Source organism: Streptomyces sp. NPDC096105, from assembly GCF_044763335.1.
In the GTDB taxonomy this organism is placed as follows: domain Bacteria; phylum Actinomycetota; class Actinomycetes; order Streptomycetales; family Streptomycetaceae; genus Streptomyces.
This window is the reverse complement of sequence record NZ_JBIWGC010000011.1, coordinates 87977-108124: the sequence shown is the minus strand read 5'-3', so window position 1 is coordinate 108124 and position 20148 is coordinate 87977. Positions and strand designations below refer to the sequence as shown.

17 protein-coding genes are annotated in these 20148 nt (G+C 73.4%); 6 read left to right on the top strand and 11 right to left on the bottom strand.

Features of this window, described 5'->3' with window-relative positions; translation table 11 throughout:
* Window positions 1-31 precede the first annotated feature (31 nt).
* Window positions 32-1273 carry an aromatic acid exporter family protein gene (locus ACIQ8B_RS19415; protein ID WP_290003167.1) on the top strand — a complete coding sequence of 414 codons (1242 nt, stop codon included), beginning with the start codon at window positions 32-34 and terminating at the stop codon, window positions 1271-1273.
* A gap of 130 nt (window positions 1274-1403) precedes the next feature.
* The gene (locus ACIQ8B_RS19410; RefSeq protein WP_403548235.1) at window positions 1404-2588 is read left to right on the top strand and encodes a lactonase family protein; all 1185 of its coding nucleotides are present in this window, start codon (window positions 1404-1406) and stop codon (window positions 2586-2588) included.
* Here ACIQ8B_RS19410 and ACIQ8B_RS19405 read toward each other — a convergent pair.
* Complete coding sequence (locus tag ACIQ8B_RS19405; protein ID WP_403548233.1) at window positions 2556-3284, bottom strand: DUF2470 domain-containing protein; 729 nt, start codon at window positions 3282-3284, stop codon at window positions 2556-2558. The genes ACIQ8B_RS19410 and ACIQ8B_RS19405 overlap by 33 nt on opposite strands.
* 86 nt (window positions 3285-3370) lie before the next feature.
* Window positions 3371-3979: a TetR/AcrR family transcriptional regulator gene (locus tag ACIQ8B_RS19400; RefSeq protein ID WP_403548231.1), complete on the bottom strand. Its 609-nt coding sequence runs from the start codon at window positions 3977-3979 to the stop codon at window positions 3371-3373.
* A 111-nt stretch (window positions 3980-4090) separates the two neighbouring features.
* Between ACIQ8B_RS19400 and ACIQ8B_RS19395 the strand changes: the two genes are divergently transcribed.
* Window positions 4091-5608 carry a cytochrome P450 gene (locus ACIQ8B_RS19395; RefSeq protein WP_403548229.1) on the top strand — a complete coding sequence of 506 codons (1518 nt, stop codon included), beginning with the start codon at window positions 4091-4093 and terminating at the stop codon, window positions 5606-5608.
* A 266-nt stretch (window positions 5609-5874) separates the two neighbouring features.
* On the opposite strand, the gene sigJ is transcribed toward ACIQ8B_RS19395, so the two are convergent.
* The 9 genes from sigJ to ACIQ8B_RS19350 all read right to left on the bottom strand — a co-directional run bounded on the left by sigJ (window position 5875) and on the right by ACIQ8B_RS19350 (window position 15123).
* Window positions 5875-6780, bottom strand: coding sequence for an RNA polymerase sigma factor SigJ (gene sigJ, locus ACIQ8B_RS19390; RefSeq protein ID WP_403548227.1), 906 nt, complete (start codon window positions 6778-6780; stop codon window positions 5875-5877).
* The gene (locus ACIQ8B_RS19385; protein ID WP_403548225.1) at window positions 6777-7520 is read right to left on the bottom strand and encodes a PIG-L deacetylase family protein; all 744 of its coding nucleotides are present in this window, start codon (window positions 7518-7520) and stop codon (window positions 6777-6779) included. Before ACIQ8B_RS19385 ends, sigJ begins: the two co-directional genes overlap by 4 nt.
* 47 nt (window positions 7521-7567) lie before the next feature.
* A complete protein-coding gene (locus ACIQ8B_RS19380; RefSeq protein WP_106416118.1) occupies window positions 7568-8869 on the bottom strand; it encodes an alpha/beta fold hydrolase in 1302 nt (433 codons plus the stop codon).
* Window positions 8870-8969: 100 nt separating this feature from the next.
* Window positions 8970-9989, bottom strand: a complete 1020-nt coding sequence (locus tag ACIQ8B_RS19375) for a LacI family DNA-binding transcriptional regulator (RefSeq protein WP_106411126.1) — start codon at window positions 9987-9989, stop codon at window positions 8970-8972.
* A gap of 103 nt (window positions 9990-10092) precedes the next feature.
* On the bottom strand, window positions 10093-10413 hold the full coding sequence (locus tag ACIQ8B_RS19370) for an L-rhamnose mutarotase (RefSeq protein ID WP_106411127.1): 321 nt from the start codon (window positions 10411-10413) through the stop codon (window positions 10093-10095).
* A 35-nt stretch (window positions 10414-10448) separates the two neighbouring features.
* Window positions 10449-11531, bottom strand: a complete 1083-nt coding sequence (gene rhaS, locus ACIQ8B_RS19365; protein ID WP_403548222.1) for a rhamnose ABC transporter substrate-binding protein — start codon at window positions 11529-11531, stop codon at window positions 10449-10451.
* Between the two features lie 28 nt (window positions 11532-11559).
* Window positions 11560-12576 carry an ABC transporter permease gene (locus ACIQ8B_RS19360; RefSeq protein WP_290003154.1) on the bottom strand — a complete coding sequence of 339 codons (1017 nt, stop codon included), beginning with the start codon at window positions 12574-12576 and terminating at the stop codon, window positions 11560-11562.
* Window positions 12569-13609, bottom strand: coding sequence for an ABC transporter permease (locus ACIQ8B_RS19355; protein WP_403548219.1), 1041 nt, complete (start codon window positions 13607-13609; stop codon window positions 12569-12571). Before ACIQ8B_RS19355 ends, ACIQ8B_RS19360 begins: the two co-directional genes overlap by 8 nt.
* Window positions 13606-15123 (bottom strand): sugar ABC transporter ATP-binding protein, encoded by a 1518-nt coding sequence (locus ACIQ8B_RS19350; RefSeq protein WP_403548217.1) that lies wholly within the window; start codon window positions 15121-15123, stop codon window positions 13606-13608. The genes ACIQ8B_RS19355 and ACIQ8B_RS19350 overlap by 4 nt, the downstream gene beginning before the upstream one ends.
* A gap of 262 nt (window positions 15124-15385) precedes the next feature.
* Here ACIQ8B_RS19350 and rhaI point away from each other — a divergent pair, with 262 nt between their 5' ends.
* The 3 genes from rhaI (at window position 15386) to ACIQ8B_RS19335 (ending at window position 20143) form a co-directional block, all read left to right on the top strand.
* Window positions 15386-16546, top strand: coding sequence for an L-rhamnose isomerase (gene rhaI, locus ACIQ8B_RS19345; protein ID WP_403548215.1), 1161 nt, complete (start codon window positions 15386-15388; stop codon window positions 16544-16546).
* Window positions 16547-16661: 115 nt separating this feature from the next.
* The gene (locus tag ACIQ8B_RS19340; RefSeq protein WP_403548213.1) at window positions 16662-18698 is read left to right on the top strand and encodes a bifunctional aldolase/short-chain dehydrogenase; all 2037 of its coding nucleotides are present in this window, start codon (window positions 16662-16664) and stop codon (window positions 18696-18698) included.
* Window positions 18695-20143 carry a rhamnulokinase family protein gene (locus ACIQ8B_RS19335; RefSeq protein WP_403548211.1) on the top strand — a complete coding sequence of 483 codons (1449 nt, stop codon included), beginning with the start codon at window positions 18695-18697 and terminating at the stop codon, window positions 20141-20143. The genes ACIQ8B_RS19340 and ACIQ8B_RS19335 overlap by 4 nt, the downstream gene beginning before the upstream one ends.
* Window positions 20144-20148 lie beyond the last annotated feature (5 nt).

The following is a 20148-nucleotide window of genomic DNA, read 5'->3' as shown; positions in this document are numbered from 1 at the left end:
GTCACACGCGGGGAGGGGGAACCGTCCGAAGATGCACGTCGTACGCCAGATGACCACGCCTGCCGTCCGGTTCCTCAAGCAACACCGTGATCCGCTGACCGTGCAGACGGTGCGGTCGGCGGCCGCGGCGACACTCGCCTACGTCATCGCGGTCCGGCTGAGCCCGGAGGCCGCGCCGCTCACCGCCCCCCTGACCGCGCTGCTCGTCGTCCAGGTCACCCTGTACTCCACGCTGACCACCGGTCTGCGCCGGGTGAACTCCGTGGTGACCGGCGTGGTGCTGGCGATCCTCTTCAGCCTGCTGGTGGGTCTGACCTGGTGGAGCCTCGGCCTGCTCATCCTCGCGGCACTGGTCGCCGGCCATGTGGTGCGGGCGGGCGAGTTCGTGCCCGAGGTGGCGATCAGCGCGATGCTGGTGCTCGGGGTGACCACGCACGGGGACACCGCCTGGGCGCGCATCGTGGAGACGCTGATCGGGGCCGTCGTCGGGATGGGTTTCAACCTGCTGCTGGCGCCGCCCGTGTGGGTGGAGGAGGCCGGCGCCTCCATCGAGGAGCTGGCGCGCCGGGTGCGGCAGCTGATGCTGCGGATCGGCGAGGAGGCCGCCGGCCGTCCGCCCGCGGCGCGCGCGGCGGCCCGGCTGCACGAGGCCCGCCGGCTGGACCACGACATCAGCGAGGTCGACGCGGACCTGCGGCAGGCGGAGGAGAGTCTGCGGCTCAACCCCCGGGTGCGGGAGGGGCTGCTGCACCGGGTGGTGCTGCGCACCGGTCTGGACACGCTGGAGATCTGCACGGTGGTGCTGCGGGTGCTGGCCCGCACCCTCACCGACCTGGCGAAGGAGCGGGAGCCGGAACGTCTCTTCAGCGAGGAGACGGGGCAGGTCTTCGAGCAGTTGCTGGCGGAGATCGCCGACGCCGTGGTCAGCTTCGCGGTGCTGGTCACCACGAGCGTGAGCGCCAACGCCGAGTCGGCGGAGGAGCGGCTCGCCTCGCAGCTGCGGCAGGCGGCCGGCACCCGCGACAAGCTGGCGGAGCTGCTGTACGAGGAGGCCGGGCGCGACCCGCAGCGGTGGCAGCTGCTGGGCGCCCTGCTGACGGAGGTCAACCGGATCCTCGACGAGATGGACACCGAGCACCGGACCCGGCGGCTGTTCGAGGAGCTGGACCGCCACTCGCGCGAGCAGCGCGAACGGCTTCCCCGGCTCACCCGGGTGCGGGACCGGCTGTCCCGCTTCCGCCGCGACCGGGACGGGGAGTCCGCGCGGCGCTGAGACGGGCGGTTCCGCGCCGCCCATGGACGACAACCCGCCCGGGTACGCGGGGTTCCCTTGCGTCCGACGGGTGATCGACGCCAAGGTTGCCCGTGGCGAGCGGGACGGGAGACGACCGAGGGTGCGTGTGATGAACAGGGCCGACTTGAGCAGGCGCCGCTTCGTGGGCGCGGCCGCGGGGGTGTCGCTGTCCGCCTGCGACGGCGGTTCCCCGCCGTCCGGCGCGCCGGTCCCGCCGGCTCCCGCCACGGCGACCGGCCCGCCGGCGCCGAGCGCGACGCCCTCGGGACCGCGCCCGCTGTACCTGGGCACGTACACCTCGGCCGACGGCGGCGGCGAGGGCATCGGTCTGGCGGCGTACGACCCGGCGACGGGGCGGATCACCGGCGCGGGCGTCGTCGGCGGGGTGGGCGACCCGTCGTTCCTGGCCGTGCACCCGGACGGCCGCACGCTGTACGCGGTGAACGAGCGGGAGGACGGCGCCGTGACCGCCGTGCGGCTGTCCGACCGGGAGGTCCTGGGCAGCAGCGCCACGGGCGGCGCCTCCCCCTGCCATCTGTCGGTGCACCCCCGTGGCCGGTTCCTGCTGAGCGCCGACTACGGCTCGGGCAGTGTCGCGGTGCACCGCATCCGGGCGTCGGGTGCGCTCGGCGAGCGCACGGAGACGGTCACCCACTCCGAGCCGCCGCCGGGCCCGGGCCAGCAGGGCCCGCACGCCCATCAGTGCGTCACCGCTCCGGACGGCGGTCACGTCCTCGCCGTGGACCTGGGCACGGACACCGTGTACACGTACCGCCTGGACGAACGGGCCGGCACCCTGACCGAGGTCTCCCGGGCGACCGCGCGGCCCGGCGCGGGACCACGCCACCTGACCTTCCATCCCGGGGGCCGGTACGCCTACCTCGCCAACGAGCTCGACGACACGGTGGCGGTGTGCGCGTACGAGCCCGGGTCGGGCCGGCTGACGATCGGCGAGCCGCAGCCGACGGGCTCGGGGTCCGGCACCAACTACCCGGCGCAGCTCGTCGTCACCGGCGACGGCCGGTACGCGTACCTCGCGAACCGGGGGCACAACAGCCTCGCCCGGTACGCCGTCGAGGAGGACGGGGCCCGGCTGCGACTGCTCGGCACGGTGCCGGTGGGCGGCGACTTCCCCCGCCACATCGCCCTCTCCCCCGACGGCGGGCTGCTGTTCGCGGCGAACCAGAGGTCCGGCGACGTGACGGTGTTCCACGTGGACGCGGACAGCGGTGAACTGCGGCCGGCGGGCGAGCCGTTCGCGTCACCCGTCGCCGTCTGCGCGCTGCCGCTGTAGCGGCCGGGGGCAGGAGGCGGCGCTCGCCTGGGAGAGCAGGACGTGCATGCGCTCGGTGAGCTGCGAGAGGTCGTCGGCGGGCGCGTGGAACGGCAGCCGTACGTCGCCGTCGGTGCGGGCGCGTTCGATGCGCAGGGTCAGTCCGTGCCGGTCCACGGCGAGCGGCCGCACCCGGACCGCGCCCCGCAGGCTCGCCGGGTCCACCAGACGGGTGAGCCGGTCGACGGCGTCGGCGTGGCAGTCCGCGAGGTGGGTCAGCAGCCGCGCCTCGGCGCCGGCCAACGGGTCGGGCGCGGCGACGGCGAACTCGTCGGGTCCGACCGTCAGCGCGCCGGAGGGCCGGCGGAGCACCACCCGGGTGGGCCGGAAGGCGAGCCGGCCGTCGTGGACGGAGAACCGTCCGGCGAGCCGCACCCGGGAGCGGATCCGGTCGCGCACGGGGACGGGTGCGACGTCGGCGCACTCCAGCACGGCGGACGGCTCTCCGCGCGGCGCGCAGAGCGCGGCGGCGAGCAGCGCGCTGTCCTCGGGCACCTCCAGCAGCACCCGTCCGTCGTCCGTGACGGTGTGCGCGCCGACCAGTTCCTCGCGGGTGCCCTCCGCGGTCACCGTGCAGGACCATGCCGCGGCGAGCACCGAGCGGGCCCGCTCGGCCGCGCCCGGCGCGGCGGCCCAGCCGTGCGTGTGGTCACCCATCCCAACCTCCTCTTAGGTAAGCCTTGCCTAAGTTATCGAAGATCGGGGCGTGCGCCAACCGCCTCCGGCGATCCTTTCGGGACCTTTCAGGGCGTGAGGACGCCCAGGAGCGCGCGTGCGCACAGGTCGCGCACCTGGTCGCGCCCCAACTGCGCCCCGCGCAGCCACTCCAGACAGACCGCCGTGGTGAACGCCAGCCAGCCGCGCACCGCGAGCCGGGTGTCGGGCCGCTCCCCCAGCACGGGACCGAACTCGGGGTCGGCGGCGAGGGCGGCGAGGATCTGCCGCTCCTGCGCGGCCAGCGCCCGCCGGTACACCCGCCGCACCGCGCGGTCCCCCGCCCCGTCGGCGCGGTGGAACGCGCGGAAGCCGTGCGCGTGGGCCTCGACGTACTCCAGGTAGGCGTCGAGCCCGGCGGTGAGCTGCGCGCGCACCGGGACGCCCGGCACGGGCGCCGTCATCCGGAGCATCCGCTCGCTCTCCCGCTCCACCACGGCCGCGAAGAAGTCCCGCTTGGCCGGGAAGTAGTGGTACAGCAGCCCGCGCGACACCCCGGCGATCTCGGCGACCTGCTCGATCCACACCTCGTCGTACGGGCTCTCGGAGAACAACCGCGCGCCCACCGCGAGCAGTTGCTCCCGACGCTCCTCGGTGCTGAGCCGACGGCGTGCGCGCCCGCCCTGGTCCACGGCCATTCCCGCACTGTAGTTGACGCCGGTCCGGCCGCCGGACCAGACTGGGTCCGCGTTATTGAACTCATGTGCAACACGTCGCCACTCGCTCGCCGGACCGAAGGAGACCGCGTCATGGCGGAGACGACGGCACGGGCCGCTGTGCCGAAGGGGTTCCGCAGCGCGGAGCAGGGCTGGCCCGCACTGCACCGCATACCGCACCCGCCGCACCGGCTGCCGCTGCTCGGCGACGTCCTCGGGACGGGCAGACGCACGCCCGTGCAGGACACGGTGCGGATCGCCCGGCGGCTGGGGCCGATCTTCCGGCGGCGGGCCTTCGGCAGGGAGTTCGTGTTCACCTGGGGCCCCCGGCTGGTGGCCGACCTGGCCGACGAGTCGCGGTTCGCCAAACACGTGGGGCTGGGCGTGGCCAACCTGCGCCCGCTCGCGGGCGACGGGCTGTTCACCGCCCACAACCACGAGCCCAACTGGCAGCTGGCGCACGACGTGCTGGCGCCCGGGTTCAGCCGCGAGGCCATGGCCGGCTACCACCCGATGATGCTGTCGGTGGCCGCGCGCCTCACCGAGCACTGGGACCGCGCGGCGGCGGACGGACGGTGGGTGGACGTGCCCGGCGACATGACCAAGCTGACGCTGGAGACGATCGCCCGCACCGGGTTCGGGCACGACTTCGGCTCCTTCGAACGGTCCCGTCCGCACCCCTTCGTCACCGCGATGGTCGGCACCCTCTCCCACGCGCAGCGGCTGAACAACGTGCCGCCGCCGCTGGCCCCGCTGCTGCTGCGACGGGCGAACCGGCGCAACGCCGAGGACATCGCGCGGCTCGGCCGCATCGTCGACGAGGTGGTCCGCCGCCGGCGCGCGGACGGGCACGCGGACGGCGACCTGCTGGACCGGATGCTGGAGACCGCGCACCCGCGCACCGGGGAGCGCCTGTCGCCGGAGAACGTGCGCCGGCAGGTCATCACCTTCCTGGTCGCCGGGCACGAGACCACCTCGGGCGCGCTGTCCTTCGCGCTGCACCACCTGTCCCGCCACCCGGACGTGGCGGACCGCGCCCGCGCCGAGGTGGACCGCGTCTGGGGCGACACGGACGCGCCCGCCTACGAACAGGTCGCCCGGCTCCGCCACGTCCGCCGCGTCCTCGACGAGTCGCTGCGGCTGTGGCCGACCGCGCCGGCGTACTCACGGGAGGCGACGCAGGACACGGTGCTGGCGGACGAGCACCCGATGCGGCGCGGGGCGTGGACGATGGTGCTCGTCCCGATGCTGCACCGCGACCCCGAGGTCTGGGGCACGGACGCCGACGCCTTCGACCCGGACCGCTTCGAGCCGCAGGCGGTACGGTCCCGGCCGCCCCACACCTACAAGCCGTTCGGCACGGGCGCCCGCGCCTGCATCGGCCGCCAGTTCGCCCTGCACGAGGCGACCCTGGTCCTGGGCCTCCTCCTCCGCCGCTACGACCTGCGCCCCGACCCCGGGTACCGCCTCCGCGTGACGGAACGGCTCACGTTCATGCCGGAAGGGCTGCGGCTGCGCCCGGTACGGCGCCGTGCGCCGCACCCGGACATTCCGGCGCAGCGGACGGACAGCGGGGCGGCGCCCCGGGGCAGCGGCGGCCCGGCCGACTGAGAAGGCGGCGCCGGGGCCGGCGTGCAGATGCGAGATCCGGACGGCGTCGAGCTCGTCCAGCCGCACGTGCCGCTGGAGCGGGCCGGGCGTCCCGCTGCCCGCGTCCGCCCGGACGCGGGTGCCCCCGCTCGGCACCGGAGAGCCGGCACACGGATGGTCCACGCTCGGGCAGGGCGTCGCGGAGCCCAGGACCGTGAGGTGAAGATCGCTCATTCCGCGATCCCGGAGCGCACGACCGACGCGTTCCGGCACTTCCGTCCGGCACCTCACTCCCCCTCGTCCGGCAGCACCACCCCCGCCAGCCGGTCCGGGTCCGCCAGGATGTAGAGGGCGGTGATGCGGCCGTCCCGGACGGTGGCCGTCAGGACCGAGCGGACCCGGCCGTCGACCACGCTGACCAGGCCGGGGGCGCCGTTGACCAGGACCATGCGGGCGGTCGCGTTGTAGCGGGCGAACAGCATCGCCGACTCGGCCACGCGCCGCGCGCCCTGGAGCCGCTTCGAGCCGGCCACGCCCTGGACCAGCGCGCCCGCGTCCGCGCGCAGCACCACGTCCGGGTGGAGCACGGCGAGCAGCGCCTCGAAGTCCCCGGTGCGCGCGGCGGCGCGGAAGGCGTCGAGGGCCTGCCGCTGCCGCCCCGCGTCGGGGTCGGACGGCGGGGCGGAGTCGCGGACCCGGCGGCGGGCCCTGCTGGCGAGCTGCCGTGTCGCGGCCGGCGACCGCTCCACCGCCGGTGCGATGTCGTCGAAGGGCACGGCGAACATGTCGTGCAGCACGAACGCCAGCCGCTCGTCGGGGTCGAGGCTCTCCAGGACGACCAGCAGGGCGATGCCCACCGAGTCGGCCTCGAGCGCCTCCTGCTCCGGGTCCACCCGGGACAGCGGCCGGATCACCGGGTCGGGGACGAACGTGTCGTCCATCGGCTGCTCCCGGCGGGCGGTGCGCGAGCGCAGCAGGTCCAGGCAGATCCTGCCGGTCACGGTGGTGAGCCAGCCGCCGAGGTTGTCGATCCCGGCGGGATCCACCCGGCCCAGCCGCAGCCACGCCTCCTGCACCGCGTCCTCCGCCTCGGCGAGCGAGCCGAGCATGCGGTAGGCGACCGCCTCGAGGTGGGCGCGGTGCTCCTCGAAGCTCCGCGCGAGCCGTTCCTCCTCTCCCCCTACGACGCTCACCGGGGGAACAGCTCGAAGGCGACCGCCGGACGGTTGCCGAACCGCTTCCCGGTCTCCTCGGCGAAGCCGGTCAGCAGCGTGCGCGCGTACGTCTCCGGGTCCTCGTCGGTGAGCGCCTCGATGTAGGTGCGGTGCTCCAGCAGGGAGCGCACCGCCCGCTCCAGTCCGTCGGTCGCGTCCACCGCGTGGGTGGGCGTGTCGGAACCGGCGACCGCGACCCAGCGCACGCCGTCCCAGGGCTCGAGCCCCTGCTCGGTCAGCTCGGGGAAGATCCAGCGGTTGCCCGCGTCCCCGGCCGCGTCGAGCGTGGCCCGGCCGACGGCCGCGTGGTCGGGGGTGTTCCAGGTGTGGCCGCCCCAGGTGTCCCGGTGGTTCAACGTGATGACCAGCTCGGGGCGGTACCGGCGGATCGCCGCCGCGATGTCCCGGCGCAGGGCAGGACCGTACTCGATCACGCCGTCCGCGTGGTCCAGGAAGGCGACCTCGGACACGCCCACCACGGCCGCGCTCGCCCGCTGCTCGCGCTCGCGCAGCGGCCCGCACCGCGCCGGCTCCAGGGTGTCGATGCCGGCCTCGCCGCGGGTCGCCAGCAGGTAGGAGAGCTCGCGCCCGGCGTCGGTCCAGGCGGCGATGGCCGCCGCGCAGCCGTACTCCAGGTCGTCCGGGTGGGCGACCACGGCCAGAGCGCGCTGCCAGTCGTCGGGCATGGGCTGGAGTTGACTGATCGTCGGCTCGGTCATGTCCGGCACCTTAACCCCGTGCGCCGACAGCGCACGGGGGCGCGCGGTCAGACCTCGTCGCGGGCGAGGGCGAGCAGGCGGTCCAGGACGCGGGGGCCGCCGGTGCGGACGCCGTCGTGCTCGAACTCGTCGGTCACCCAGGTGCGCAGGCCGCGGACGGCGCGGGCGGTGGCCAGGGAGTGCGCGGTGTCGACGTACATGTCGTCGTGGTAGACGGCCGCCGCGACCGGGACCTCGTTGGCGGCCAGGCGGGCCGGGTCGTACAGCGGGGTCCAGTCGGTGCGCGCGGCGAGCAGTTCGGCGGTCTCGCGCAGCGGGCGCAGCGCCGGGTCGCAGTCGAACATCCAGGGGTGGATGGTCTCCCCGGTGAACAGCAGGGGTTCGTCGCCGGCGAGCGCCTTGGCCGCGTCGAACCGCGGGAACTCGGCGCGGACGCGTTCGGCGGACCAGGCGGTGGGGCGGGCGTCCTGGGCGTAGATCGCCTCGTGGACCAGTGCGTAGAGGGGGTGCCCGGCGAACGAGAGCAGGGCCTGCGCCTGCTCCTGGAAGGCGTCGGAGAGGGCGGGGCCGGCCGGGGTGGGGACGAAGGCGTCCTCGAGGAGGTGGTGCAGGCGGTGGCTGCCGTCGCCGCTGCCGAGCATCTGTCCGAGGGACTGGAACGCCTCGACGGTGAACCGGTAGCCGTTCGGCAGGACCACGTCGTGGGTGAGGAGGTGGTCGGCGATGCGGCGGGCGCGCTCGACGTCCTGCGGGTAGCGGGCGTAGTGGGCGGCGACCTTGCGCTCGATGCGCGGGTAGGCGGCCCGGTAGACGTCGTCGGCGTGCGCGTCGAGGGAGGGCAGGCCGCCGGTGATCAGGGCGGTGTCCAGGCCCTCGGGGGCCAGGGAGAGGTAGGCGACGGTGCAGAAGCCGCCGAAGCTCTGGCCGAGGACCGTCCACGGGGCGCCGCCGGTCACCTGGGGGCGGATGGCCTCGCAGTCCCGCACGATCGAGTCGGAGCGGAAGTGCGTGAGGTAGTCGGCCTGCTCGGCGGGGCCGCCGCGCAGCGGGAGCGTCTGCCGGTTGGCGGGGGTCGAGCTGCCGGTGCCGCGCTGGTCGAGGAGCAGCACCCGGTGGTCCTCCAGGGCGCGGCCGAGCCAGGCCTGCTTTCCGACGAAACGGTTCGCCCCGAAGCCGGGGCCGCCCTGGAGGTAGAGCAGCCAGGGCAGGTCCCGGTCCGCCTTCTCGCTCGCGACGACCTCGCGCGCGTACAGCTCGATCGTCTCGCCCGAGGGGTTGTCGTGATCGAGGGGCACGGTGAACCGGCGGTCGGTGAGGACCACTCCGGGCTGGCGGTAGGTGGCGGTCAACGGGACTCCCGGGACGTACGGATTGTCGGGCCGCGACCAGTTCAGCACATGTTCCTGCGGCCAACGACCCCGGGATCATGAAAATGTTTCTGAACGGCGGTCAGCGCGCCGACAGGCTGGAGCGCCGCACCACCAGTTCCGGGGCGAGCACGACCCGGCGGTGCTCGTGCGGGGTGTCCGTGGTCTCGGTCTCCTCCAGCAGCAGTTCGGCCGCCAGCGCCCCCATGGTGACGGCGGGCTGCCGCACGGAGGTGAGCGGCACGGCCGCCGCGGCGGCGAACTCGATGTCGTCGTAGCCGACGATGGCCAGGTCGTCGGGGACGCCGACGCCGGCCGCGTACATCGCCTGGAGCACGCCGAGGGCGAGCAGGTCGTTCGCGCAGAACACGGCGGTGGGGCGGCGGGCCAGGCCGAGGAGCCGGGCGCCCGCGTCGCGTCCGGCGGCCACGTCGAGCCGTTCGGTGGGCAGCTCGTGCAGGCTGTCGGGGCCGAGCCCGGCCTCGGCGAGGGCGTTCAGCGCGCCGGTGCGGCGGTCCCTGACCTGATGGAGTCCGGGCGGGCCGCTGACGTACGCGAGGGAGCGGTGCCCGGCGTCGACCAGGTGCCGCACGGCCAGGGCGCCGCCGGCCACGTCGTCGACGGAGACCGAGCACTCGGTGGTGCCCTCGGCGACCCGGTCGACCAGGACGAACGGGATGCCGTGCCGGCGGAACGCCTCGATGGTGCGGCCGGTGGCGTCGGCGGGGGTGAGGAGCACGCCCCGCACCCGCTGCTCGGCGAAGAGCGACAGGTACTCGGCCTCCTCGCTGGGGCTCTGGGCGCTGTTGCAGACCATGACGCCGAGGCCGGCCGCGCGCGCGGCCCGCTCGGCGCCGCGCGCCACGTCGACGAAGAAGGGGTTGCCCATGTCGAGGACGAGCAGGCCCATGATGCGGCTGCGGCCGGCGCGCAGCTGGCGGGCGGACTCGCTGCGGACGTAGCCGAGCCGGTCGATGGCGGACAGCACCCGGGCCCGGGTCCCGGCGGCGACCGTGTCCGGGCGGTTGATCACGTTGGAGACGGTGCCGACGGAGACTCCGGCGACGCGGGCGACGTCCTTGATACCCACCGACTGGGCCATCGGACAGGGACCTCCAGGGCTACGGGAGAGGGGGCGGCGGCGGGCCTCACACTACCCGCACGTCCGCCCCTTTCCGGCCACGGACGGGAGGGGACCGTGACCGTCAGTCGAGGTGGAAGACCTCGGTGAGCGGGGTCATCGCCTCGTCGGGCCGGGAGCCGTCGAGGGACTCGAAGAAGGGCGCCATCTCGGCCTGCCAGCGGGCGTTGACCCCGGTGGCCGCCATGCCGGCCTTCGCCGCCTCGAAGTCGTCGGTCTCCAGGTAGCCGACGAGGAGGCCGTCGTCGCGCAGGAACAGGGAGTAGTTGTGCCAGCCGGTGGCCGAGAGCGCCTCGCGCATCTCGGGCCACACGGCGGCATGGCGTGCGCGGTACTCGTCGATGCGGTCCTGGCGGACCTTGAGCAGGAAACAGACGCGTCGCACGGAGCACCGCCCTTCCTCAAGCAGCCCGGTGGGGGTCAGAAGTCGAACTGGTCGATGTTGTCGGCGTTGAAGACGGTGGGCTTGCCGAGGTTGATCACGCCGTCCTCGCCGATGGTGTACTCGCCCATCGCGCCGGCCGTGAAGGTCTCGCCCTCCTTGCCGGTGATCTGGCCGGAGGCCAGGGCGACGGCGGTACGGGCGGCCAGCTCGCCGAGCTTCGCCGGGTCCCAGAGCTCGAACGCCTCGACGGTGCCGTTCTTGACGTACTGGCGCATGTCGTTGGGGGTGCCGAGGCCGGTCAGCTTGACCTTGCCCTTGTACGTGGAGCCGGACAGGTACTGGGCGGCGGCCTTGATGCCGACGGTGGTCGGGGAGATGATCCCCTTCAGGTTCGGGTGCTCCTGGAGCAGGCCCTGGGTCTGCTGGAACGACTGCTGGGCGTCGTCGTTGCCGTAGGCGACCTCGACCAGCTTCATGTCCTTGTACTTGGGATCCTCGAGCTCGTCCTTCATGAACTCGATCCAGGTGTTCTGGTTGGTCGCGGTCTGCGCGGCGGACAGGATCGCGATCTCGCCCTTGTAGCCGATCTGTTCGGCGAGCAGCTGCACCTCGGTGCGGCCGAGGTCCTCGGCGGACGCCTGGGAGACGAATGCGTTGCGGCAGCCGGGGGTGGTGTCGGAGTCGTAGGTGACGACCTTGATGCCGTTCTTCATGGCCTGCTTGAGCGCGGTGCACAGGGCGCCGGGGTCCTGCGCGGAGACGGCCATCGCGTCGACCTGCTGCTGGGTGAGCGTGTTGACGTAGGACACCTGGCCCGCGGTGTCGGTGGCGCTGGTGGGGCCGACCTCCTTGAAGGTGGAGCCGAGTTCCTTGACGGCCTTCTCGCCGCCCTTGTCGGCGGTGGTGAAGTACGGGTTGTTGACCTGCTTGGGCAGGAAGCCGACGGTCAGGCCCTTCTTGGTCGCGGCGTCCGGGTCGGCCTTGCCGGCGGAGGCGGCGGCGCCGCCCTCGTTCTTGACGTCCTCCTTGGTGGTGCCGCCGCAGGCGGTGGCGGCCAGGGCGAGGGAGGTGACGGCGGCGAGCGCCGCGCAGGTACGGCGGAGCGGTGCTGTGCGCATGGCGGGTTCCTTACGGGGAGGAGGGCGGTCAGGGAGTCGGTGCGGGCGTCGTGGGATCCGGGGCGGGGGCGCCGGCCGCTCTCCGTCCGGCGCGGGCGACGGCGATCTGCCGGGCGACGCGCGGGCCGAGGACGGACAGCACGAGCAGCACGCCGGTGACGACGATCTGGGACTGGGCGGAGACGTCCTGCAGGCTCATCACGTTCTGCAGCGCGCCCAGCAGGAACACACCGGCGACGGCGCCGCCGAGCGTGCCCTTGCCGCCGTCGAAGTCGATGCCGCCGAGCAGCACGGCGGCCACGACGGACAGTTCGAGGCCGGTGGCGTTGTCGTAGCGGGCGCTGGCGTAGTGCAGCGCCCAGAAGACGCCGGTGAGCGCCGACATCAGGCCGGTCACGGTGAACAGGATCAGCTTCTGCCGCTTGACGCGGATGCCGGCGAACCGGGCGGCCTCCTCGCCGGCGCCGATCGCGAACAGCGACCGGCCGAACGGGGTGGCGTGCAGGGCGACGACGGCGATCGCGAGCAGCACCAGGAAGGGCAGGAAGGCGTACGGGACGAAGGTGTCGCCGATGCGTCCGGCGGCGAAGTCCAGGTAGGCGGAGGGGAAGTCGGTGACCGCGTCGGAGCCGAGCACGATCTGCGCGATGCCCCGGTAGGCGGCGAGGGTGCCGATGGTGACGGCGAGGGAGGGCAGCCCGAGCCGGGTCACCAGCAGGCCGTTGACCAGGCCGCAGACCACGCCGAGGAGCAGGCAGACGGGAATGATCGCCTCGATGGCCATGCCCTGGTTCCACAGCGCGCCCATCACCGCGCCGGACAGGCCGGCCGTGGACGCCACGGACAGGTCGATCTCGCCGGACACCACGAGCAGCGTCATGGGGAGGGCGATCAGCGCGATCGGCAGGGTGTTGCCGATGAGGAACGACAGGTTGAGGGCGTTGCCGAAGCCGTCGACGGTGGTGAACGACAGCAGCAGGACGACCACGAGCAGGGCGCCGACCACCGTGTCCCAGCGAACGGCGCGCGTGAGGGAGTCAGGCATGGCGGGCGTTCCTCTTCTTCAGGGCGGAGGCCACGCGCAGCGCGACGATCCGGTCGACCGCGATGGCGAGGACGAGCAGGAGGCCGTTGATGGCGAGCACCCACACGGAGCTGACGCCGAGGGCGGGCAGCACGCTGTTGACGGAGGTCAGCAGCAGCGCGCCGAGGGCGGCGCCGTACACGCTGCCGGAGCCTCCGGTGAAGACGACGCCGCCGACCACGACCGCGCTGACGACGGTGAGTTCGTAGCCGCTGCCGGTGCCGGAGTCGACGTTGCCGAAGCGGGCGAGGTAGAGCGCGCCGGCCAGTCCGGCGAGGGCGCCGCTGAAGGTGTACGCGGCGAGGATCCGTTTGCGCACCGGGATGCCGGCGAGCCGGGCCGCCTCCGGGTTGGAGCCGAGCGCGTACAGCTCGCGCCCGCCGCCGAAGTGCCGCAGGTAGTACGCCGTCGCCACGAGCACCGCGAGCGCGACGAGCGCCAGGTAGGGCACGGCGGAGATGCCGCCGGAGCCGAAGTCGACGAACCCGCCGGGGAGGTCGGCGGCGGTGATCTGGCGGGAGCCCACCCAGACGGAGTCGATGCCGCGGATGATGTAGAGCGTGCCGAGGGTGACGACGAGGGCGGGCACCTGGCCGAGGGAGACGAGCAGGCCGTTGAGCAGGCCGAAGCCGGTGCCGAGCAGCACGGCGAGGGCGACGGCGGTGAACGGGTTCCCTCCGTCCTGGAGGTGGAGGCCGGCGGCGAAGGCGCTGATGCCGAGGGTGGAGCCGACGGACAGGTCGACGTTGCGGGTGATGACGACCAGGGCCTGGCCGGTGGCGGCCAGCACCAGGATGGTCGCGTTCAGCAGCAGGTCCTTGACGCCTTGCTCGGACAGGAACGCGCTGTTGCCGGCCTGGGTGACGGCGATCATCACCAGGAACACGGCCAGGATGGCGAGTTCGCGCATCTTGAAGACGCGGTCCACCAGCCGGGTGACGCCGGCCTGCGGCGCCTCGGCGACGGGGGTTTCGTCCGGGGCGGTGACCGTCATGCGGCGGCCCTCCCGGTGGCTGCGGCCATCACGGTTTCCTCGGTGGCGTCGGTGCGGGGGATCTCGGCGGTGAGGCGGCCCTCGTGCATCACCAGCACGCGGTCGGCCATGCCGAGGATCTCGGGCAGGTCGGAGGAGATCATCAGGACGGCCACGCCGTCGGCGGCGAGCTGTGACAGCAGCCGGTGCACCTCGGCCTTGGTGCCGACGTCGATGCCGCGCGTGGGCTCGTCCACGATCAGCACCTTGGGCCGCGTGGCGAGCCACTTGGCGAGGACGACCTTCTGCTGGTTGCCGCCCGACAGGGTGGTCACCGTGTCGGCGATCCGGGCGTACTTGACACGCAGCCTGACGGCCCAGTCGAGGGAGCGGCTGCGTTCGGCGCCGCGGTCCACCAGGCCGGCCCGCACGGTGGCGCCGAGGCCGGTGAGGCCGATGTTGCGCTCGATGGACATGTCCATCACCAGGCCCTGGGCGCGCCGGTCCTCGGGGACCAGGGCGAGACCGGCGGCCATGGCGGCGGACGGAGCGCTGTCGGTGAGCTTGCGCCCGTCGACCTCGACCTCGCCGGCGTCCCGGCGGTCGATGCCGAAGACCGCGCGGGCCACCTCGGTGCGTCCGGCGCCGACCAGTCCGGCGAGGCCCACGATCTCGCCGCGCCGCACGTCGAAGGAGACGTCGGTAAAGACGCCCTCGCGGGTGAGTCGGCGCACGCGGAGAGCGACCTCGCCGGGTGTGACGGCCTGCTTGGGGTAGAGCTCGGCCAGGTCACGTCCGACCATGCGGCGCACCAGGTCGTCCTCGGTCATGCCGTCGAGGGGTTCGCTCGCGACCCAGGCGCCGTCGCGCAGGGTGGTGACGCGGCGGCAGATCTCGAAGATCTCCTCCAGGCGGTGCGAGATGAACAGCACGGCGGCGCCCTGGTCGCGCAGGGCGCGCACGACGCCGAAGAGGCGGGCGACCTCGCTGTGGGTGAGGGCGGCGGTGGGCTCGTCCATGATCAGGACACGGGCGTCGAAGGAGAGCGCCTTGGCGATCTCCACGATCTGCTGGTCGGCGATGGACAGTCCGCGGGCGGGCCGGTCCGGGTCCAGCTCGACGCCGAGCCGCCGCATCAGGGCGGTGGTGGCGTCACGGGTGGCCTTGTGGTCGATGCGGCGCAGGGCGCGGCGGGGCTGGCGGCCCATGAAGATGTTCTCGGCGATCGACAGGTCGGGGAAGAGCGTCGGCTCCTGGTAGATCACGGCGATGCCGGCGTCGCGCGCGTCGCCGGGCCCGTGGAAGACGACGGGCTCGCCGTCGAGCAGCACCTGGCCGGCGTCCGGCCGGTGCACTCCGGCGAGCGTCTTGATGAGGGTCGACTTGCCGGCTCCGTTCTCTCCGGCCAGGGCGTGCACCTCCCCGGGGAACAGCTCCAGGGAGACGTCCCGCAGCGCACGGACCGCGCCGAAGGACTTGGAGATGCCCTTGAGCGCGAGAACCGGGGCCGGACCCGTGTCGGACGGGTGGGTCATGAGGGCTCCTCGACGACGTCGGCGGGGCGTCCCTGACGACGTCGTGAAAGGTTTCAACTGGATTGCCGGGACGTTAGGCGCGTCACGCATGTCACGTCAATGGGTCCCGGTCGAAAAACTTTCGGCGGCTTCGGATTGCGCGCAGGTCACGGCGGACCGGCGCGACCGCAGGGGTTGACACCTCTGCGGGGGGCACCTAGCTTCGCGTTCTGAATCGTTTCATCCAGTGGTCGTCACGACCCGATGTCACAGGAGCCCTGACGTGACCGAGCGCGCCGCGGTGAAAGCCGCCCTCAAGACCCAGGCCGTCGAGACGCCGTCGTGGGCGTACGGCAACTCGGGCACCCGGTTCAAGGTGTTCGCGCAGCAGGGCGTCCCCCGCGATCCGCGGGAGAAGCTGGACGACGCGGCGAAGGTGCACGAGTTCACGGGCGTGGCGCCGACCGTGGCGCTGCACATCCCCTGGGACAGGGTCGACGACTACGCGGCGCTGGCCCGGTACGCCGAGGACCTCGGGCTGCGGCTCGGCGCGATCAACTCCAACACCTTCCAGGACGACGACTACCGCCTCGGCTCCGTCTGCCACCCGGACGCGGCCGTGCGCAGGAAGGCCGTGGACCATCTGCTGGAGTGCGTCGGCATCATGGACGCGACCGGCTCCAAGGATCTCAAGCTGTGGTTCGCGGACGGGACCAACTATCCCGGCCAGGACGACGTCCGGGCCCGGCAGGACCGGCTGGCGGAGGCGCTCGCCGAGGTGTACGAGCGGCTCGGCGACGACCAGCGGATGCTGCTGGAGTACAAGCTGTTCGAGCCGGCGTTCTACACGACGGACGTCCCCGACTGGGGGACGGCGTACGCACACTGTCTGAAGCTGGGGCCGAAGGCTCAGGTGGTGGTGGACACGGGGCATCACGCGCCCGGCACCAACATCGAGTTCATCGTGGCGACGCTGCTGCGGGAGGGGAGGCTCGGGGGGTTCGACTTCAACTCGCGGTTCTACGCGGACGACGACCTGATGGTCGGCGCGGCCGACCCGTTCCAGTTGTTCCGGATCATGTACGAGGTGGTCCGCGGGGACGGGTTGTCGGGGGACGTGGCGTTCATGCTGGATCAGTGCCACAACGTGGAATCGAAGATTCCCGCCATCATCCGGTCCGTCATGAACGTGCAGGAAGCCACCGCCAAGGCGTTGTCGGTCGACCGGGACGCGTTGGCCGAGGCTCAGCGCGCGGGGGATGTGCTCGGCGCGAACGCCGTGCTGATGGACGCGTTCAACACGGACGTGCGTCCGCTGCTGCGGGAGGTGCGGGAGGAGATGGGGCTCGACCCCGATCCCATGGCGGCGTACGCGCGGTCGGGGTGGGCCGAGAAGATCGTGGCCGAGCGGATCGGCGGGGAGCAGGCCGGCTGGGGGGCGTGAGCGTCTGCCGGTTTCCTGTTCGTCGCGGACTGCGGGTTCGTCCCGGCTGGTCGCGCAGTTCCCCGCGCCCCTGGAGGGGCGTTTTGCCCACCCTCTTCTTCAAGGACTGGTTGTCATGATCAACAGCGAAGTCGCTGCTCTGCTCGCTCGGTCGCATCGGCTGGGGGCCGATCCGCGGAACACCAACTACGCCGGGGGGAACGCCTCCGCCAAGGGGCGGGAGGTGGATCCCGTCACCGGGGGTGACGTGGAGCTGATGTGGGTCAAGGGGTCCGGTGGGGATCTCGGGACCTTGACCGAGGACGGACTGGCCGTGTTGCGGCTGGACCGGCTGCGGGCGCTCGTCGACGTGTATCCCGGGGGGGAGCGCGAGGACGAGATGGTCTCCGCGTTCGACTACTGCCTGCACGGCAAGGGGGGCGCCGCGCCCTCCATCGACACCGCGATGCACGGGCTGGTCGACGCCGCGCACGTCGATCACCTGCACCCCGACCCGGGCATCGCGCTGGCGTGTGCCGCCGACGGGGAGAAGCTGACCGCCGAGTGTTTCGGCGACACCGTGGTGTGGGTGCCGTGGCGGCGGCCCGGGTTCCAGCTGGGGCTGGACATCGCCGCCGTCAGGGCCGCCCATCCGCAGGCCATCGGGTGCGTGCTCGGCGGGCACGGGATCACCGCGTGGGGCGACACCTCGGAGGAGTGCGAGCGGAACTCGCTGCACATCATCCGCACCGCCGAGCGGTTCCTCGCCGAGCGGGGCCGGCCCGAGCCATTCGGGCCGGTGATCGAGGGGTACGAGGCGCTGCCGGAGCAGGAGCGCCGGGAGCGGGCGGCCGCTCTGGCGCCGTACGTGCGGGCGATCGCCTCGCAGGACCGGCCGCAGGTGGGGCACTTCGACGACTCCGACGCCGTGCTGGACTTCCTGGCACGGGCCGAGCACCCACGGCTGGCCGCGCTGGGCACGTCCTGCCCGGACCACTTCCTGCGCACCAAGGTGCGCCCGCTGGTGCTCGATCTGCCGCCGTCCGCGCCGCTCGACGAGGCGGTGACCCGGCTGGAGGAGCTGCACGCGGCCTACCGCACGGAGTACGCCGCCTACTACGAGCGGCACGCCGAACCGGACTCCCCCGCGATGCGCGGCGCCGACCCGGCGATCGTGCTGGTGCCGGGCGTGGGGATGTTCAGCTTCGGCAAGGACAAGCAGACGGCGCGGGTGGCCGGCGAGTTCTACCTCAACGCCGTCAACGTGATGCGCGGGGCCGAGGCGGTCTCGGCGTACGCGCCGATCGAGGAGGCGGAGAAGTTCCGCATCGAGTACTGGGCGCTGGAGGAGGCCAAGCTGCGGCGGATGCCGCCGCCGAAGCCGCTGGCCGCCCGGGTGGCGCTGGTGACCGGCGCGGGCAGCGGGATCGGGAAGGCCATCGCGCGGCGGCTGTCCGCCGAGGGCGCGTGTGTCGTCGTGGCCGATCTGAACGGGGAGAACGCGGTTCTGGTCGCGGAGGAGCTGGGCGGGCCGGACAAGGCGGTCGCGGTGACCGTGGACGTGACCGACGAGGAGCAGATCGCCGCCGCGTTCCAGGAGGCCGTGCTCGCCTTCGGCGGGGTGGACCTGGTGGTGAACAACGCCGGGATCTCCCTCTCCAGGCCGCTGCTCGAGACGTCGGCGGAGGACTGGGATCTGCAGCACGACATCATGGCCCGCGGTTCCTTCCTGGTGTCGCGCGAGGCGGCGCGGGTGATGACCGCCCAGCGGCTGGGCGGGGACATCGTGTACATCGCCAGCAAGAACGCCGTGTTCGCGGGCCCCGACAACATCGCGTACTCGGCGGCCAAGGCCGACCAGGCGCACCAGGTGCGGCTGCTGGCGGCGGAGCTGGGCGGGCACGGCATCCGGGTCAACGGCGTCAACCCGGACGGTGTGGTGCGCGGTTCGGGGATCTTCGCGGGCGGCTGGGGTGCGCAGCGGGCGGCCGTGTACGGGGTGCCGGAGGAGAAGCTGGGCGAGTTCTACGCCCAACGGACGCTGCTGAAGCGGGAGGTGCTGCCGGAGCACGTGGCGAACGCCGTGTTCGCGCTCACCGGGGGCGACCTCACCCACACCACCGGACTGCACGTCCCGGTCGACGCCGGCGTCGCCGCCGCCTTCCTGCGATGAGCGGCGGGGTGGGGGCGTACGCGGCGGTCGACCTCGGGGCGTCCAGCGGGCGCGTCATGGTCGGCCGGGTCGGCCCCGGCCGTCTGGAGCTGACGGAGGCGCACCGGTTCCCGAACCGCCCGGTGCGGGTGCCGGAGGGGCTGCGCTGGGACGTGCTGGGGCTGTACGCCGGGGTGCTGGACGGGCTGCGGGCGGCCGGCGCGGCCGACTCCGTCGGCATCGACAGCTGGGCCGTCGACCACGGGCTGCTGGACGCGGACGGGGCGCTGCTCGGCAATCCCGTGCACTACCGCGACGGCCGGACGGACACGGTCGCCGAGAAGGTGTGGGCGACCGTGCCCGCCGAGGAGCTGTACGCGGCGACCGGACTGCAGTACGCGCCGTTCAACACGCTGTACCAGCTCGTCGCGGCGCGCGGCACACGGCAGTTCGCGCAGGCCGAGCGGTTGCTGCTGATGCCCGACCTGCTGGCGTACTGGCTGACCGGGGAGCAGGGCACCGAGCTGACCAACGCCTCGACCACCCAGCTGATCGACCCCCGCACCCGCACCTGGGCGCACGGGGTGGCGGAGCGGCTGGGCATCGACCTCGGGCTGTTCCCGCCGCTGCGCCTGCCCGGCGACCCGGCCGGGATGCTGCGGCCCGAGGTGCTGGAGGAGACCGGGCTGACCGGGCCGGTGCCGGTGACGGCGGTCGCCTCGCACGACACGGCGTCCGCGGTGGCCGCGGTGCCGGCGGACGGCGAGCGGTTCGCGTACATCTGCACCGGCACCTGGTCGCTGGCCGGGCTGGAGCTGGACGCGCCGGTGCTGACCGAGGAGAGCCGGGCCGCGAACTTCACCAACGAGCTGGGGCTCGACGGCACGGTCCGCTACCTGCGCAACATCATGGGCCTGTGGCTGCTCCAGGAGTGCCTGCGGGCCTGGGGCGAGCCGGACCTGGGCGCGCTGCTGCGGGAGGCGGCCGGGGCGCCGGCGCTGCGGTCGGTGGTGGACGCCGGGGACAGCGCGTTCCTCGCGCCGGGGCGGATGCCGGAGCGGATCGCCGAGGCGTGCCGCGCCTCGGGTCAGCCGGTGCCGGACTCCCCCGCCGCGACCGTGCGCTGCATCCTCGACTCGCTCGCCCTGGCCCACCGCACCGCCGTCGAGGACGCGCAGCGGCTCGCCGCACGGAGCGTGGACGTGGTGCACGTCGTGGGCGGCGGCGCCCGCAACGCCCTGCTGTGCCAGCTCACCGCCGACGCCTGCGGGCTGCCGGTGGTGGCCGGGCCGACCGAGGCGGCGGCGTTCGGCAACGTGCTGGTGCAGGCCCGCGCCCAGGGGCGGGCCGGCGATCTTCCCGGCACGCGGCGGCTGCTGGCCGCCACCCAGCCGCTCACCCGCTACGAGCCGCGCGGCGACGCCCGGCGGTGGGAGGCGGCCCGCGCCCGGCTCACCGGGGACTGACCGGG